12 protein-coding genes are annotated in these 16,634 nt (G+C 62.2%); all 12 read left to right on the forward strand.

Going from position 1 to position 16,634, the window contains the following annotated elements; all coding sequences use genetic code 11:
• Positions 1 to 364 precede the first annotated feature (364 nt).
• Positions 365 to 781 (forward strand): MarR family winged helix-turn-helix transcriptional regulator, encoded by a 417-nt coding sequence (locus HX783_RS13120; protein WP_159953573.1) that lies wholly within the window; start codon positions 365 to 367, stop codon positions 779 to 781.
• Positions 778 to 2,856, forward strand: a complete 2,079-nt coding sequence (locus tag HX783_RS13125; RefSeq protein WP_177017144.1) for an FUSC family protein — start codon at positions 778 to 780, stop codon at positions 2,854 to 2,856. The genes HX783_RS13120 and HX783_RS13125 overlap by 4 nt, the downstream gene beginning before the upstream one ends.
• Positions 2,853 to 3,062, forward strand: a complete 210-nt coding sequence (locus tag HX783_RS13130) for a DUF1656 domain-containing protein (RefSeq protein WP_016969155.1) — start codon at positions 2,853 to 2,855, stop codon at positions 3,060 to 3,062. The genes HX783_RS13125 and HX783_RS13130 overlap by 4 nt, the downstream gene beginning before the upstream one ends.
• Positions 3,059 to 3,967 (forward strand): efflux RND transporter periplasmic adaptor subunit, encoded by a 909-nt coding sequence (locus HX783_RS13135; protein WP_159953575.1) that lies wholly within the window; start codon positions 3,059 to 3,061, stop codon positions 3,965 to 3,967. Before HX783_RS13130 ends, HX783_RS13135 begins: the two co-directional genes overlap by 4 nt.
• Positions 3,964 to 5,412 carry an efflux transporter outer membrane subunit gene (locus HX783_RS13140; RefSeq protein WP_159953576.1) on the forward strand — a complete coding sequence of 483 codons (1,449 nt, stop codon included), beginning with the start codon at positions 3,964 to 3,966 and terminating at the stop codon, positions 5,410 to 5,412. Before HX783_RS13135 ends, HX783_RS13140 begins: the two co-directional genes overlap by 4 nt.
• A gap of 81 nt (positions 5,413 to 5,493) precedes the next feature.
• A complete protein-coding gene (locus HX783_RS13145; protein WP_159953577.1) occupies positions 5,494 to 6,126 on the forward strand; it encodes an NADH:ubiquinone oxidoreductase subunit N in 633 nt (210 codons plus the stop codon).
• A gap of 147 nt (positions 6,127 to 6,273) precedes the next feature.
• The gene (locus HX783_RS13150) at positions 6,274 to 7,770 is read left to right on the forward strand and encodes a YdgA family protein (protein WP_177017145.1); all 1,497 of its coding nucleotides are present in this window, start codon (positions 6,274 to 6,276) and stop codon (positions 7,768 to 7,770) included.
• A 299-nt stretch (positions 7,771 to 8,069) separates the two neighbouring features.
• Positions 8,070 to 10,550 carry a poly-beta-1,6 N-acetyl-D-glucosamine export porin PgaA gene (pgaA, locus tag HX783_RS13155; protein ID WP_177017146.1) on the forward strand — a complete coding sequence of 827 codons (2,481 nt, stop codon included), beginning with the start codon at positions 8,070 to 8,072 and terminating at the stop codon, positions 10,548 to 10,550.
• Positions 10,551 to 10,562: 12 nt separating this feature from the next.
• A complete protein-coding gene (gene pgaB, locus HX783_RS13160) occupies positions 10,563 to 12,560 on the forward strand; it encodes a poly-beta-1,6-N-acetyl-D-glucosamine N-deacetylase PgaB (protein WP_177017147.1) in 1,998 nt (665 codons plus the stop codon).
• Between the two features lie 2 nt (positions 12,561 to 12,562).
• Complete coding sequence (gene pgaC / locus HX783_RS13165; protein WP_177017148.1) at positions 12,563 to 13,903, forward strand: poly-beta-1,6-N-acetyl-D-glucosamine synthase; 1,341 nt, start codon at positions 12,563 to 12,565, stop codon at positions 13,901 to 13,903.
• Positions 13,904 to 13,905: 2 nt separating this feature from the next.
• On the forward strand, positions 13,906 to 14,388 hold the full coding sequence (pgaD, locus tag HX783_RS13170; protein WP_159953582.1) for a poly-beta-1,6-N-acetyl-D-glucosamine biosynthesis protein PgaD: 483 nt from the start codon (positions 13,906 to 13,908) through the stop codon (positions 14,386 to 14,388).
• 508 nt (positions 14,389 to 14,896) lie between these two features.
• The gene (locus HX783_RS13175; RefSeq protein ID WP_177017149.1) at positions 14,897 to 16,618 is read left to right on the forward strand and encodes a ShlB/FhaC/HecB family hemolysin secretion/activation protein; all 1,722 of its coding nucleotides are present in this window, start codon (positions 14,897 to 14,899) and stop codon (positions 16,616 to 16,618) included.
• Positions 16,619 to 16,634 lie beyond the last annotated feature (16 nt).

Below are 16,634 nucleotides of genomic sequence, written 5' to 3' on the forward strand. Positions count from 1 at the left end.
GCATGATGGGTGAAGTTCAGCGCCGCCTGGATGCTCAGGTCGAACAGCAGACCTGAAGCCAAAAACTGATCCAAATGTGGGAGCGGGCTTGCTCGCGAATGCGGTGTGTCAGCCGGTCAATTCGGCGACTGATCCACCGCATTCGCGAGCAAGCCCGCTCCCACATTCGTTTCGTGGTGTTGCAGCAGTCGCTGAAAATCCAACACCCGCGCGCAAACCCGCTTTACTTACCCACACCTCCCAGCGCCACCCATCACAAATTTGTTTCAAAACTTGACGGCTTTGGATCCATCCACCATATTGATAGTTAGCAAACTAACTGTATGCGAACACTCCAGTGCCTCAAACCCTCGAACAACTCCAGATGAACCTCAGCAGCAGCATGGTGGTGGGCGCCCGTAACTGGCGCAAAATCTGCCAGACCACGCTGGTGAGCTACGGTATTTCCGAAGCCTGCGCCGTGCCGTTGTTGATGATCGGCCGCTTGGGCGATGGTGTGCACCAGGTAAAGGTCGCCCAGGCCTCCGGCATGGAAAGCCCGTCGCTGGTGCGCCTGCTCGATCAGCTGTGCGCCGGCGGCTACGTGTGCCGTACCGAAGACGTGCACGACCGCCGCGCCAAGGCCTTGAGCCTGACCGAGCGCGGCCGTGAGCTGGTGCAAGCGGTGGAGGTGCAACTGGTGCGCCTGCGCAAAGACGTGTTGGCGGACATTGCCCAAAGCGATCTTGAAGCGGCGTTGCGTGTACTGCGGGCCTTTGAGGCGGCTGAGGCAACCTCTTGAACGGATTTTTTACCGGCTTCCCGCCCGCTCGCGACTGGTTCTACGGGGTGCGTACGTTCGCCGCGTCGATGATCGCGCTGTACATCGCCATGCTCATGCAAATGCCGCGTCCGTATTGGGCGATGGCCACGGTGTATATCGTCTCCAGCCCATTTGTCGGCCCCACCAGCTCCAAGGCGCTGTACCGCGCCATCGGCACTTTCATGGGCGCGGCGGCGGCGGTGGTTTTTGTGCCGATGTTCGTGCAGTCGCCGTATGTGCTGGTGGTGGTGATTGCGCTGTGGACCGGCATTCTGCTGTTCCTGTCCATGCACCTGCGCACCGCCAACAACTATGCGCTGATGCTGGCCGGCTACACCTTGCCGCTGATCGCGCTGCCCGTGGTGGATAACCCCCTGGCGGTGTGGGATGTGGCCGAGGCACGCACCGAAGAAATCTTCCTCGGCATCGCCGTGGCGGCCGTGGTGGGCGCGATGTTCTGGCCGCGTCGCCTGATGCCAGTGTTCGACGGCTCGGTGGCCAAGTGGTTTGCCGACGCGCAGGTCTACAGCCTGCGCTTCCTCACGCGCAATGTGGAAACTGAAGAAATCAGCACGCTGCGCAGCGGCATGGTCGCCACGTTCAACACCCTCGAATTGATGATCGGCCAGTTGCCCCACGAAGGCGCGCGCCCGCAGACGGTGCGTAACACCAAGGAACTGCGCGGGCGCATGATTCACCTGCTGCCGGTGGTGGATGCGCTCGACGACGCGCTGTATGCCATCGAACACCGCGCGCCGGAGTTTCTCGAGCGCATCACGCCGGTGCTGGAGGCCACCCGCCAATGGCTGGAAACCACCACGCAAACTGCCCCGCTGGAAAGCTGGCGCGTGCTGCGTGATCAGGTCGACGCCCTGCAACCCCAAGGCGAAGCGCTGGACGACCGTCACACGCTGCTGTTCTCCAACGCGCTGTATCGCCTGGCGGAGTGGATCGACCTGTGGCAAGACTGCCGCAGCCTGCAAGCCGCCATCCAGTGCGAAAGCCAGGACACCTGGCGCGCCGTGTACCGCCACTGGCGCCTGGGCCGGCTTACGCCGTTCCTCGACCGTGGCCTGATGTTCTACTCGGCGTTTTCCACCGTCACCGCGATCATCGTCGCCTCGGTGCTGTGGATTCTGCTGGGCTGGACCGACGGCGGCAGCGCAGTGATTCTGGCAGCCGTGGCCTGCAGCTTTTTCGCCTCGATGGACGACCCGGCGCCGCAGATCTACCGGTTCTTTTTCTGGACCGCGATGTCGGTGTTGTTCGCCAGCCTCTACCTGTTTCTGGTGCTGCCGAACCTGCACGATTTCCCGATGCTGGTGCTGGCGTTTGCGGTGCCGTTTATTTGCATCGGCACGCTCACCGTGCAGCCGCGTTTCTACCTCGGCATGCTGCTGACGCTGGTGAACACCTCGTCGTTTATCAGCATCCAGGGCGCGTATGACGCGGACTTCCTGAACTTTGCCAACGTCAACCTGGCCGGGCCTGTGGGCCTGTTGTTCGCCTTTGTGTGGACGTTGATCGCGCGGCCGTTCGGCGCCGAACTTGCGGCCAAGCGCCTGACCCGCTTCAGCTGGCGCGACATCGTCACCCTGACCGAGCCTGCGACCCTGGCCGAACACCGGCACATGGCCGCGCAAATGCTCGACCGCCTGATGCAGCACCTGCCGCGCCTGGCGCTGATCAACCAGGACACCGGCACCGCCCTGCGTGATCTGCGTGTGGCACTGAACCTGCTCGACCTGCTGGCGTACTCGCCACGCATCTACGGCGTGCCACGGGTGTTGCTCAACCAGGTTGTCGAAGGCGTTGGCGGTTACTTCAAGGCGTGCCTGAAGGCCGGTGAACGCTTGCCCGCGCCAAGCGGTCTGCTGATGACACTCGACCGCACACGCCGCGCCCTCAACGGCCAAGGCTTGCAAGACGAAGACGATACCCGCCTGCATCTGCTGCACGCACTGGCCGGCTTGCGCCTGTCGTTGCTGCCGGGCGTGGAATTTATTGGCGGCACCGAAATGGAAGCGCCGCTGCCTGATGGAGCGCCTTTATGATCGGTGATCTGGATATCAGCGGGGTGTTCCTGCCCACGCTGCTGGTGCTGATGGGCATTACGTACGTGTTGTTTCTGGTGGTGCACGGGCTGTTGACGCGCATTCACTTCTATCGCCTGGTCTGGCACCGGGCATTGTTCAATGTGGGGCTCTACGCGCTGTTGCTCGGCGCGGTGGACTCACTCAGTCGATACCTCATGACATGAAAAAACCTTTTTTGACCATCGGCCGTGTTGTCCTGACGTTATTGATAGTGACCTTCGCTGTCGTCGTTGTGTGGCGCATGGTCATGTACTACATGTTTGCGCCCTGGACCCGTGACGGGCATATCCGTGCCGACATCGTGCAGATCGCCCCGGACGTGTCCGGGTTGATCCAGCAGGTCGACGTGCGCGACAACCAGCTGGTGACCAAAGGCCAGGTGCTCTTCGCCGTCGACCAGGACCGCTTCAAGCTGGCGCTGCGCCAAGCCCAGGCCGCCGTGGCCGACCGCCAGGAAACCCTGGCGCAGGCCCAGCGCGAGTACAAGCGTAACCGTGGCCTTGGCAACCTGGTGCCGAGCGAGCAACTGGAAGAAAGCCAATCCCGCGTGGCCCGTGCCCAATCGGCCTTGGCCGAGGCGCAGGTGACGGTGGACGCCGCCCAGCTCAACCTCGACCGCTCGGTGATCCGCAGCCCGGTGGACGGCTACGTCAACGACCGTGCGCCGCGTGCTCAAGAGTTCGTCACCGCCGGGCGCCCGGTGTTGTCGGTGGTGGACAGCAACTCGTTCCACATCGACGGCTACTTCGAAGAGACCAAGCTCGACGGTATTCACGTCGGCATGGCTGTCGACATCCGTGTGATTGGTGACAACGCACGCTTGCGTGGCCATGTGCAGAGCATCGTCGCCGGTATCGAAGACCGCGACCGCAGCAGCGGCTCCAACCTGTTGCCTAACGTCAACCCGGCGTTCAGCTGGGTGCGCCTGGCCCAGCGGATTCCGGTGCGCATCGCCTTTGATGATGTGCCGGCAGACTTCCGCATGATCGCCGGGCGTACGGCGACGGTGTCGATCATCGACGACGAGACCGCCGCCAAAGAAAAAGCCCGGCAGGGAGAAAAACCATGAAACCGGCGGCGCTGCTGGCCACGGCCGGCTTGGGTTTGCTGCTGTCGGCCTGCCAGGTAGTCGGCCCGGATTACACACTGCCGGAGAAGTCCGCCATCAACCGCGGCGACCTGCAAGGGCAGATCGCGGGCGAGGGCCACAACGTGGTGTCGGCACCGGTGCCGGCCGACTGGTGGAAACTCTACAAAGACCCGCGCCTGGATGAGTTGGTGCGTCAGGCCATGGCGTCCAACACCGACTTGCGTGTGGCCGCAGCCAACCTGCAACGCGCGCGCTTCCAGACCCAAGAGGCGCAATCCGCCGGCGGTTGGAGCGCTGGCGCAAAAGCTGAGGCCCAGCGTTTGCAGGAGTCGGGTGAAGCCTATTTGCTGACGGAAAAAGTCCCGGTGGCCAATATCGGCAGCGCCAGCATCAGCACGTCCTACCAGTTTGACTTGTTCGGCACCTTGCAACGCGGCATCGAAAGCGCCCAGGCCACCACCGACGCCGCCCAGGCTGCTGCGGATATTGCGCGCATTACGCTGGTCGCCGACGTGGTGCGCTCCTACACCCAAGTGTGTGCGGCCAACGAAGAACTGGCGATTGCCAACGAGTCCCTCGACCTGCAGGCCCAGAGCACCAAGCTCACCCAACGCCTGCGCGACGCCGGGCGCGGTGATGAAACCCAGGTGACCCGTTCGCAAACCCAATACAAATCCTTGCGTGCCGACATGCCGCGCTACGAAGCAGCGCGCCAGGCAGGCTTGTTCCGTTTGTCGATGCTGCTGGCCAAGCCGGTCGACCAACTGCCGTCGGGCACCGGCACTTGCGCCGAGCTGCCGCACATCGCCCAGTTGCTGCCGGTGGGTGACGGCGCCGCGCTGCTCAAGCGCCGCCCCGACATTCGCCAGGCCGAACGCCAACTGGCCGCCGCCACCGCGCGTATCGGCGTGGCCACCGGCGCGCTGTACCCGGACATCAGCATCGGCGCCACGGTGGGCACCGTCGGTATTCTTGACGACTTGGGCACGCCGGCCACCAACCGCTGGGGCTTTGGCCCGCTGATCAGCTGGTCGGTGCCGACCAACGGCGCCCGCGCGCGCATCCACGAAGCCGAAGCCGCGACCCAGGGCGCCCTGGCGCACTTCGACGGCGTGGTGCTCAACGCCATCCGCGAGACCCAGACCGGCCTTGCGCAGTACACCGCGCAGTTGCAACGCCGCGACGCGCTGGCCGATGCCGGTGCGTCCGCCAAGGAAGCGTCAGAGCAGACGCACCGCTTCTTCCAGGCCGGTCGCGCGTCGTTCCTGGCCGACCTGCAAGCCACGCGCACCTACACCGATGTGCGTGCGCAACTGGCGGCGGCGAACACCCAGGTTGCCATGAGCCAGATCGATCTGTTCCTGGCCTTGGGCGGTGGTTGGGAAAGCGGACGAACGCAAGCGTCACAGCCCGGCAAACCCTGAGCTAAAAGCTATGCTTTGTCAGGTGAGCCGCGGTGACGGCTCACCTGACACTGCTCGCGTTTGCTCATGGGGATTCCAATAATGAAAAACCCTTATGCTCCCGCTTTCTGGTGCGTGCTCTTCGCACTGGTGTTGTTATCGGCTGCCTATTTCTACGGCGTCATGCTTGCCCATCAACTCGACAAGGCCATGGTGTTCCTCGACAGCGCGTGCCTGGTGATCGGCACCTTGTCCATCGGCGTCGTGGCGTGGGCGTCTTACCAAAACCAACGGGTGAAACGAAGGCTGCTCGAACAGGGCAAGACCCGCGTGGCGATCTGGGACACCAAAGTCGCCCTGCGCCGTGTCGAAACCGTGTTCGACCGCTATTTCTGGGGCAGTTACTGGCAGCCCGGGCGCACCTTCCAGGAAGTCATGGGCGAACTCACCGGCACGCCCCTGGAAAAAAGCCTCGAAGCCCTGAAAAAACAATGTGTGCTGCTCGACCAGCAGGTCGCCGACGGTAGGCATTGGCTGAATAACGCCCGGGAATTGTCCGACGTGGCCAATGCCATGGCCCGCGAGCGCTATCAACTGGATTTCTGTAACCCCAAGGCCGACACCCCGAGCAATGCCGTGATACACCGCGAGTTTGAGGTGTTGGTGTACACCTGGACCGCACGCTTGAAGAGTTTTGATCACCAGCTCGATGAGATTGAATTGGAGTACACGTGAACCAACTGCAGGCCTGACCCCTCTGAAAAGCTGGGCCGTTCGCGGCCGCCAGTGCTAATCTTCCCCCGTTTTCGGCGGGCTTGAGCCAACCCCCTCGGGGTTCAAGGAAGACAGCCCACTTCTCACAGGATTTGATCAGGTCACTTCATGAATAAGCCAGCAGTTGTTCTTTTGGGTTTCGTTGTCGCCGTCGGCGTCGTCAGTGCAGGCGGCGCCTGGTACACCGGTAAGCAGCTGGAGCCGGTGTTGCAAACCGCGATCCAGAGCGCCAACAAGGAACTGCAGACCTCCATGGCCGGCGTCGACGGCAGCGTGAGCCTGGAGCTGGTGTCCCTGGACCGTGGCCTGTTCAGCAGCACCGCGCACTACCGCCTTAAAGGCCAGGGCAGTGTATTCGGTGAAGACAACCCGAACCCTGAACTGCTGTTCGTCGACCACATCGAACACGGCCCGCTGCCGTTTTCGCGCCTGGTGTCGCTGAAATGGCTGCCGGTCATGGCCACCAGTCACTACGCGCTGGAAAAAAACGCCACCACCGAAAAATGGTTCGCCGCCAGCAAAGACGTGTCGCCGCTTAAAGGCGTGGCCAATATCGGCTACAACCGCTCAGTCGATGGCAACGTCGAGCTGCTGCCTCTGGAGCTCAAGGACGACAAGTCGTCGGTGAGCTTCTCCGGCGCCAACCTGGACTTCGACAGCAGCGCCGAAGGCCAGAAGGTCAAGGCTAACGGTTACATGAACAGCCTGAAAGTCGCGGTAATCGACGCCAATGGCGTGCCGTTCGACGCTGAGCTGTCCGGCCTGACCGTAGCCAGCAACCTGGAAAAATCCAGCTTCGGTTTCTACACCGGGCAGAACACCGTTGAGCTGACCGACACCAAAGTCACCTTCGGCCCACAGAAAGCCGTGCTGACCCTCAAGGGTTTCGAGCAGAAAGACACCAGCGAAACCAAAGACAACAACCTGGCCGGCCGCATTGACTACAAGATCGACGAGATCGGCTACCAAGGTAAGCCTGTGGGCTCGGCCGCGATGGCCCTGAGCATGAAGAACGTCGATATTCCGGCCATGCTGGTGCTGACCAAGCTGTACCAGGACAAGATGCAGCCGGTGCAAGCCGCTGCCGCTGCCGGCCAGCCGGTGCCTGAGCTGCAACTGACCGAAGCCGAGCAGACCCTGGCCGAGACCAACGTCAACCAGGTGCTGGCTGCCAAGCCGCAAGTGGCGGTGGAAAACCTGTCGTTGAAAACCACCCACGGCGAAAGCAAATTCAACCTGATCGTGGACCTGACCAAACCCGCTTCGATGGAGCTGCCACCGGTTGAGCTGGGCAAGCAGGTCATCGCACTGCTGGATGCCAACCTGACCCTGTCCAAGCCCATGATTGCCGACGTTGCGGCCCTGCAAGCGCAGGTAGGCGGCGTGACCGACCCTAAAGCCATCGAGCAGCAATCCCAGGGGGCGGCCGAGATGGTCAGCGGCATGGCCGTCGGCACGCAACTGGCGACCCTGGTGGGCACTGACGTGGTTTCCAAGCTGCATTACGCCAACAATGAAGTGACCTTCAACGGCCAGAAGATGACCGTTGAGCAATTCATTGGCTTTGTGATGGCCAAAGTGGGTGCTGTCAGCGGCGCGCAGTAAGATTTCCGACACCCGTCGGAAATAAATAAATGGGGGAGCAGGGTTGCCTGAGGCAGCGGTCAAACAGTCGGCGTATAGGCCGACGGTGACCGGTCAGCTCGGGTAAGTCTGCTCCCCCATTGGCTTTTCTGGTGGGTGGGCAATTCTGAACAATTGTTCTGAATTGGGCCTTTCCCTACATTCCTAGGGGATAGTTCCTACAGGAAAGCTAGGTCGGGTCACTAGACGCCGACACCCTGATGCAAAACGCTCAGGACCACCTATCGTTACAGCTTTCCGTGTGTAAGGAAGCTCACGATATGCTGCGAAACCTACCACTCAGTGCTTCAGGCCGGTTGCGACTGCTCATCGGTGCGGCCTTGTGCAGTCAGCTGCTGATGCCCAGCCTCGCTTTTGCAGACTCTGCCTACGACGCCTTGATCATTCAGGCGCGCAACGGCAACTTCACGCCAGCCCTCACGCAACTGCGCCAACTGCCGTCCGAGCGCCAGACGCCGGGCCAGATCAGCGATCACATTGTGATTGCCGGCTGGGCCGGGCAAGACGCCGAAGTGCTGAAGGTGTACGAGGCCCAGGGCAAGAATCGCAACCTGACCACCCAGGCGCTCGCCACGGTGGCCCGTACTTATCGCAATCAAAAGCAATGGCCGCAGGCCTTGGCGGTGTATCAGCAGGCGCTGCTGCGTGAGCCGAATAATGTTGACCTGCAACTGGGCCAGGCGCTGACCCAGGCCGACGGCGGCCAAACCAATGAAGCGGTGCAACGCACACGGGCACTGGTGGCGGCGCAACCGAATGACCCCAACCGCCGCATGGCGCTGGGCTACGCGCTGACCCGCGCGGGCTTGAACTACGACGCGCTGTTCGAGTTCGACCAGGCCTTTATCCGCGCCGGCGACAAACCCGAAGTGGTCCGCGAATACATCGTCGCCCTGCAAAAGGCGCGGTTGCCGGAGCCGGCGTTGCGCCTGTCGGCCAAACACCCTGGCGTGCTCGACGCGGTGACCCAGCGCCGCCTGGAAGGCGACCTCGCCGCCGAGCGCGTGCGCATGGCCGAGTTCGCCACGCGCACCGAGAAAGAACGCTACGTGATCGCCGATCGCGCCCTTAATGACTACGACAAACTGCTCGCGCGCTGGGCCCCAGACCCCAGCGCACACGACGACGTGGTGCGCTGGCGCATCGACCGGCTGGGCGCCCTCAAGGCGCGTGCGCGCACCGCTGAAGTGATCCGCGACTACGAAACCCTCAAGGGCGAAGGCGTGCAATTGCCAACCTACGCCGTGCGCTGGGTAGCCGCCGCTTACCTCGATCAACGCCAGCCGGAAAAAGCCGAGCCGTTGTATCGCCAGGCGCTAACGGCGCCGGACGCCGACCCCGGCGATCACGTCGAAGACAGCACCGCGTTGTTCTACTCGCTGCTGGAAAGCGACAAAGTGATGGAGGCGCGCGAAGTCGCCAGCAACCTCGCGAACACCCAGAACCCTCGCGTCGAACTCAAGGGCTTGCCCATCGGCAACCCCAACGACAGCTGGATGGACGCGCAACAATTGTCGGCCCAGGCCGGCACTTACGGCGGTGACCTGCCGGGCAGCGAAACCGGCCTGGAAGCCTTGGTGGCCAAAGCCCCGGGCAACGTCGGCCTGCGCCTGGCCCAGGCCGATATGTACCGCGCCCGTGATTGGCCGCGCCGTGCCGAAGGCACCCTCAAGGAAACCGAGGCCCAGGCCCCGCGTGATATCGGCCTGGAAGTGTCCCAGGCCTACACCGCCATGGACCTGCAGGAATGGCGGCAAATGGATGCGCTGACCGACGACGTGCTGGCCCGCAACCCGGACAACCGCCAAGTGCAGCGCTTGAGCCGCCTGCGCGATGTGCATGACATGGCCGAACTGCGTGTCGAAGCCTACACCGGCAAAAGCTACGGCGGTGGCGGCAACAATGACGTTGGCGCAGTCGCGGGCAGCCGTGACTGGGGCATTGAAAGTCGGATTTACACCCCGCCCATCGACGAAGACTGGCGCGTGTTCGCCGGTGCCGGGTATGCCACGGCTGACTTTAACGAAGGCACCGGCCAGCATCGCTGGCAAGTCGTGGGCGTGGAGCGTCGCACCCGCGACATGACGCTCGAAGCCGAAGTCTCCAACCACTCCTACGGCTATGGCTCCAAGCAAGGCGCGAGCGTGTCGATTGCCCGCGACATCAACGACAACTGGCAATACGGCGGCAGCCTCGGCTACCTGCTGACGACCACGCCATTGCGGGCGCTGAATGCCGACGTCACGGCCAACGGCGGCAGCGGTTTTATCCGCTGGCGCGCCAACGAAAGCCGTGAGTGGAAACTGTCCGTCAGCCCGTCGCACTTCAGCGACGGCAACAACCGGCTCGAAGCGCTGCTCACCGGCCGCGAAGGCATCTACAGCTCGCCGCATGTGCAAGTGGACCTGGGCCTGGAAGTCGGCGCCAGCCACAACACCAAGGAAGACACGGTGTACTTCAACCCCAAGTCTGACCTTAGCGTGTTGCCTACCGTTACCGTCAATCATGTGCTCTATCACCGCTACGAGACCCAGTGGAGTCAGCAGTTCCAAGTCGGTGCGGGTACCTATAGCCAGCGCGATTATTCCACCGGCGGTGTCGGTTTGATCGGCTACGGCCAACGCGTTCGCTGGAACGACGTGCTCGAAGCCGGCGCCAACCTGAGCCTGATCAGCCGACCTTATGACGGTGATCGCGAACGCGATCTGCGCTTGCTCATCGACCTCACTTACCGTTTCTAGAAGAGCCTGACAATGACCGTTCTCAGCCGTTGTTTATTGGTCCTCGGTGTATTGCTGGCGGGTGCCTGTGCCCAGCAACCCGCGCCGTACACGCCCCCCGCCGAGCGGCCGACACCGGCCCGTGAAGCGCCGTGGCCGAAAAACCATTTCCTGGGCATTGCCTACCACGACATTGAAGACCGCGACCCCGATCAGGCGGTGGTGGCGGTGCGCACCGAGCGTTTGATCGACCAGCTGGCCTGGCTGCGTGAAAACGGCTACCAAGCGGTCAGCGTTGACCAGATCCTGGCCGCACGCAGCGGCGGGCCTGAGCTGCCGCCCAAAGCCGTGATGCTGAGCTTCGACGATGGCTATTCGAGCTTCTATACCCGTGTGATGCCGATCCTGCGTGCGTACAACTGGCCGGCGATTCTCGCCCCGGTGGGGTATTGGATTGATACGCCACTGAATAAGCCGGTGGACTTTGCCGGCACGCCACGGGCGCGTTCCGACTTCTTGACCTGGGAGCAGGTGCGCGAGATTTCCAAGTCGCACCTGGTGGAAATCGCCGCCCACACCGACGCCAGCCACACCGGCATCCTGGCCAACCCGCAGGGCAACCTCGAGCCGGCCGCGGCAACGCGCCGGTATGATGCGGCCACCGGCAAATATGAAACCGAAGCGCAGTTTCAGGCGCGGATGCGTGCCGACGTAACGGCTATCTCCAACAAGCTGCGTGCCGTCACCGGCAAGGCGCCGCGCGTGTGGGTGTGGCCTTACGGCGCCGCCGACGGCACCTCGCTGGCAGTCGTCGGCGAGCAGGGCTACAAGATGGCCCTGACCCTGGACGACGGCCTTGATGACCTCGCCAACCTCAAGAGCAGCCCGCGCTTCCTGGTGGCCTCCGACCCGGATGGCGAGCATTACGCCAACGCCATCGTCGGCACCCAGGCCAAGACCTCGATGCGCGTGCTGCACGTCGACCTCGACAACGTCTACGACCCGGACCCGGCCCAAGAGGCGCGCAACCTCGACCAGTTGGTGCAGCGCGTCGTCGATATGGGCGCCAGCACCGTGTTCCTGCAAGCCTTCGCCGACCCCAAGGGCGACGGCCTGGTGCACTCGCTGTACTTCCCCAACCGCTACCTGCCGGTGCGCCGCGACCTGTTCAACCGCGTGACCTGGCAACTGCGCACCCGTGGCCATGTGGCGATCTACGCGTGGATGCCGGTGCTCAGTTTTGCCCTGGACCCGTCCTTGCCGCGCGTGACCCGCATGGACCCGAAAACCGGCCAGGTCGGCCTCGACCCGGACCAGTACAAACGCCTGTCGCCGTTTGACCCGAAAGTGCGTCAGCAAATCGGTGAAATCTACGAAGACCTGGCGCGCAACACGGCGATTGACGGCGTGCTGTTCCACGACGACGCGATCCTCTCGGACTTCGAAGACGCCAGCTCCGCCGCGCTCAAGGCCTATGCCGCCAACGGCCTGCCGAACAGCATCGCCGCGCTGCGTGCCGACCCGGCCGTGATGCAACGCTGGACGCGCTTCAAGAGCCGCTACCTGATCGACTTCACCCAGGAGCTGGCGGGTAAGGTGCGTGCCATTCGTGGGCCGCAGGTACAGACCGCGCGCAATATCTTCGCCGAGCCGATGCTCAACCCGGCCAGCGAAGCCTGGTTCGCGCAGAACCTTGATGACTTCCTCCAGACCTACGACTGGACCGCGCCGATGGCCATGCCGCTGATGGAAGGCGAGACGCTGAAAAACTCCAATGCCTGGCTGGAAAAACTCGTGGCCACGGTCAAGGCGCGCCCTGATGCCTTGCAACGCACCGTATTTGAACTGCAAGCCAAGGACTGGCGGACCAAGGACGCGCCGGACATCGACGGCGCACAGATGGCCGAATGGATGGGTGTGCTCAAACGCCAGGGGGTCAGGAGTTTTGGCTACTACCCGGACAACTTCCTGGAAAACTCGCCGGACCTGAAGACGGTACGTCCGGCCCTTTCCAACCAATGGAACCCTTGACCATGTTCGACAGAATCCTGGCTTTATTCGTGTTGGCGCTGGTGTTGGGTGTGCCCCTTGGCCTGATCTTCCTGGTCACCGGGCAGTTCCTGATGGACTTCGTGTTCTTCTACCCGCTGTTCATGTCGGCGTTGTGGATCGCCGGCGGGCTGTACTTCTGGCTGCACTGGGAACGTCACTGGCCGTGGAAGGAAGACACCCCGGCGCCGATCCTGGCCGGCAACCCGCTGATCTCGATCATCATCCCTTGCTACAACGAGGGTGATAACGCCGCCGATACTATTCACGCGGCGCTGGACCAGCTGTACCCGAACATCGAAGTGATCGCCGTCAATGACGGCTCCAAGGACAACACCGCCGCGGTACTCGATGCCCTGGCATTGGAACACCCACGCCTGCGGGTGCTGCACCTGGCGCAGAACCAGGGCAAGGCCGTGGCCTTGCGCATGGGCGCTGTGGCCGCGCGCAGTGAATACCTGGTGTGCATCGACGGCGACGCCTTGCTGGATAAAAATGCGGCGGCCTATATGGTTGCGCCGATGCTGGATAACCCGCGCCTCGGTGCCGTGACCGGCAACCCACGCATCCGCACGCGCTCGACCTTGATCGGCCGGGTGCAGGTGGGCGAGTTCTCCTCGATCATCGGCTTGATCAAGCGCACCCAGCGGGTGTTCGGTCGGATCTTCACGGTTTCGGGTGTGGTCGTTGCGTTTCGCAAGAAAGCGCTGGACCGCATCGACTACTGGAGCACCGACATGATCACCGAGGACATCGATGTCAGTTGGAAGCTGCAGCTCGATCACTGGGCAATCTTCTATGAGCCGCGCGCCTTGTGCTGGATCCTCATGCCCGAAACCGTCGGCGGCCTGTGGAAACAACGCCTGCGCTGGGCCCAGGGCGGCGCCGAGGTACTGTTCAAAAACATCCGTGGCATCTGGCAATGGCGCCATCGCTACCTGTGGCCGCTGCTGTTCGAATACTGCCTGTCCACCGGTTGGGCCTTCACCTTCCTGCTGTCGGTGATCTTCTGGGGCTTGGGCAAGTTCATGGTGCTGCCACAGGCGATTGCCGTGGACTCGCTGGTGCCACCGGCGTTTACCGGGCTGGTGCTGGCGATGGTGTGCCTGCTGCAATTTGCAGTCAGCATCCTGATTGACCGGCGCTACGAAAAAGACCTGTGGAAAACCCTGTTCTGGACCGTGTGGTACCCGATGGTGTTCTGGCTGGTGAGCCTGCTCACCACGTTGGTCAGCTTTCCCAAGGTGCTGTTCAACCAGCATCAGAAGCGCGCACGCTGGGTCAGCCCGGACCGCGGTATTAAACCTAGCGAAGAGGAGGCGTGACCATGAAACTGGTCAGAACTCGCCAAAATTCAGTGATGTGGGTCATCGATGTACTGTTGACCCTGCTGGCCTGGGCTGGGCTGGTTTGGCTGCTGGCGCGCGGGATTACCGCGATGCTGGAAACCCACGGCGGCCCGCGCATTGAGGCGCCGATTTTTGCGGCGCTCAACACCTTGCAAATCTACTTCTGGATCGCGCTGTTCAATGCGGTGATCCTGATCAGCTGGGCGCGTTATCAGCAACGTCGCGGGCGCAAGTTCGCCCAGCGCCGTGCCGAGGCCAATGCGCTCAGCGATAAGAGCCTGAGTGAAAGTTTCAACCTGGGTGACGGCCACCTGGAGCAGTTTCGCAAGCCCGGCGTGCTGGTGATCCACAACGACGAAGAGGGCGGCGTGGAAGATGTGAAGTCGCATGTGTCCCGCGACGTGGAGCGCCCAGGGCTGACGCTGGTGCCGGGGCAGGAAAAAGACAAAGGCGCAGGCTGAGGACCTTGATCGTTCCCACGCTCCGCGTGGGAACGCATCCCGTGACGCTCCGCGTCACTGCACAACTCTTGAGATCGGCGCAACCTTTGGACGCGGAGCGTCCGGGGCGGCATTCCCACGCGGAGCGTGGGAACGATCAGCCATCGCAGGCAAGCCAGATCCCACATTTAGCAGAAAGCGCTGCACCAGACTAATCCGATAAATGGGATCCAATTCACAAAACAACCGCGAACTTTTCTCTATTCCTCGGTACTAACCTAACTCGACACGTAGTTGATGGCCAACTAGTGGCATTTCATCAGCGCTTGATCGAATCGCTATCAAAACAGTTGCCGCTTGTCGGAATAAAACTTCCAGTGACTGGCTCAACCGTTTTTTGATAATTATTTGTTGTTATTTATCAATGGCTTGCAGATTTAACTAGTACGGATGTGCAACTAGTCCAACTTCTTGGATCCGCACTAGTTCGATGTTAGTTTGCCGCCCCTTGATTTTCGATGGATCGAACATGTCTTCGTTATTGCCACGGACTCGGTATTTGCTGTGCACTTTTCTGCTCGCTTGCTTGAGCCTGAACAGTGCCACCGCCGCCCCCACGCCAGGGGATCAAGACCTGATCCGTGACCGGCAAAACCGCCTGCTCGAAGAGCAGCAACGCCGGTTGCAAGAACTCCAGGACCTGCCCGGTAAAGAAGCCAAGCCCCAGGCTCCGGCCCTGCCCGCGGACACGCGCTGCTTCCCGATCAAAGACATCGAACTCAAGGGCGCCGACAGCCTGGCAGCCTCAGACCGCGAGCGCCTGCTCAAGCCCTACATCGGCAAATGCGTGGGCGTTTCGCAGCTCAATGAGTTGCTCAAGGTCATCACCGACTACTACATCACCAAGGGCCGCGTCACCAGCCGCGCCTACCTGCCGCAACAAGACCTCTCCACCGGCCATCTGCAAGTGCTGGTGGTGGAAGGCAAACTCGAAGCCTTGAAAAGCGCCGAAGGCAGCACGGTGACGGACCGCGAATTGGCCATGGCCTTTCCCGGCAAGGTCGGCGAGGCGCTGAACCTGCGTGAAGTCGAACAACTGGTGGACCAGTTGAACCGTTTGCCCTCCAAACAGGCGCAAATGGAACTGACCCCCGGCCAACAGATCGGCGGCAGCGACGTGGTGGTCAAAAACACCGCGCAAAAGCCCTGGCGCGCCAGCCTGTCGCGTAATAACGACGGCCAGAAAAGCACCGGCGAACAGCAGTGGGGCGCCGGCCTTGAGTGGGACAGCCCGCTTGGCCTGGCCGACCAATTGATGCTGCGTGGCGGCCACGACGCCGTCAGCGACCACCAGAAAACCTCGAAAAACAGCATGCTCTACTACAACGTGCCGTGGGGCTGGTGGAACTTCAGCTACACCTACAGCGAGAGTGATTACCGCACGTATGGCGTGACCAACGGCTTCAAATTCAAGCAGAACGGCGACAACGAAAACCATCAGTTTCGCGCCGAGCGGGTGATCCATCGTGACGACGTGAGCAAGACGTCGGTCAACGTCGGCGTGGCGCATTTGCGCACCAACAACTACATCCTCGATATCCGCACCGAGCCCAGCAGCAACCGCCTCAGCGAGCTGCAATGGGGCATCAACCACGGCCGGCGCATCGGCAATGCGTTCGTCAACGTCGACCTGGGCATGCAAAACGGCATCGGCGCGTTCGATGCCCAAGCCAACAACGAGCGCGACGCCTACGGCAACCGCCTGCCGAGTGCGCGCTATCGCAAATACACCGCCACCGTCAGCTACTTGCAGCCGTTCAGCCTGTGGGGCGAGTCGTTCAGTTTCTCCAGCCTGGCCACCGGCCAGCGCAGCGAAGACATCCTGTTCAGCCCCCAGCGCATGAGCCTGGGCGGCTCGGCTTCGGTGCGCGGGTTCAAAGACCAGCAACTCACCGGCGACAGCGGCGGTTACTGGCGCAACGACGTGCGCTGGGCGCGCCCGGTGACCTGGGACTGGATGCGCCCGGCCTTTGCCGAATACGGCGCCAGCGTCGGCTACGACCAAGGCGTGATCAGCAATGGCCGTTACAACGGCGAAGTGCACGGCCGGGTCTCAAGCAACTCGTTGGAGTTGTTCGCCCGCGGCAAATACGTCAGCACCAGCGTGACCTTTGCGCATTCTCTGGAACGCCCGGCAGTGATGAGCGAGCGCGAAGCGCCGATCTACTTCCGCATGGATTTCTTCCTGTAATTCAACGCCCCGTTAC

Origin of the sequence: Pseudomonas sp. D2002 (assembly GCF_013385735.1) — a bacterium.
In the GTDB taxonomy this organism is placed as follows: domain Bacteria; phylum Pseudomonadota; class Gammaproteobacteria; order Pseudomonadales; family Pseudomonadaceae; genus Aquipseudomonas.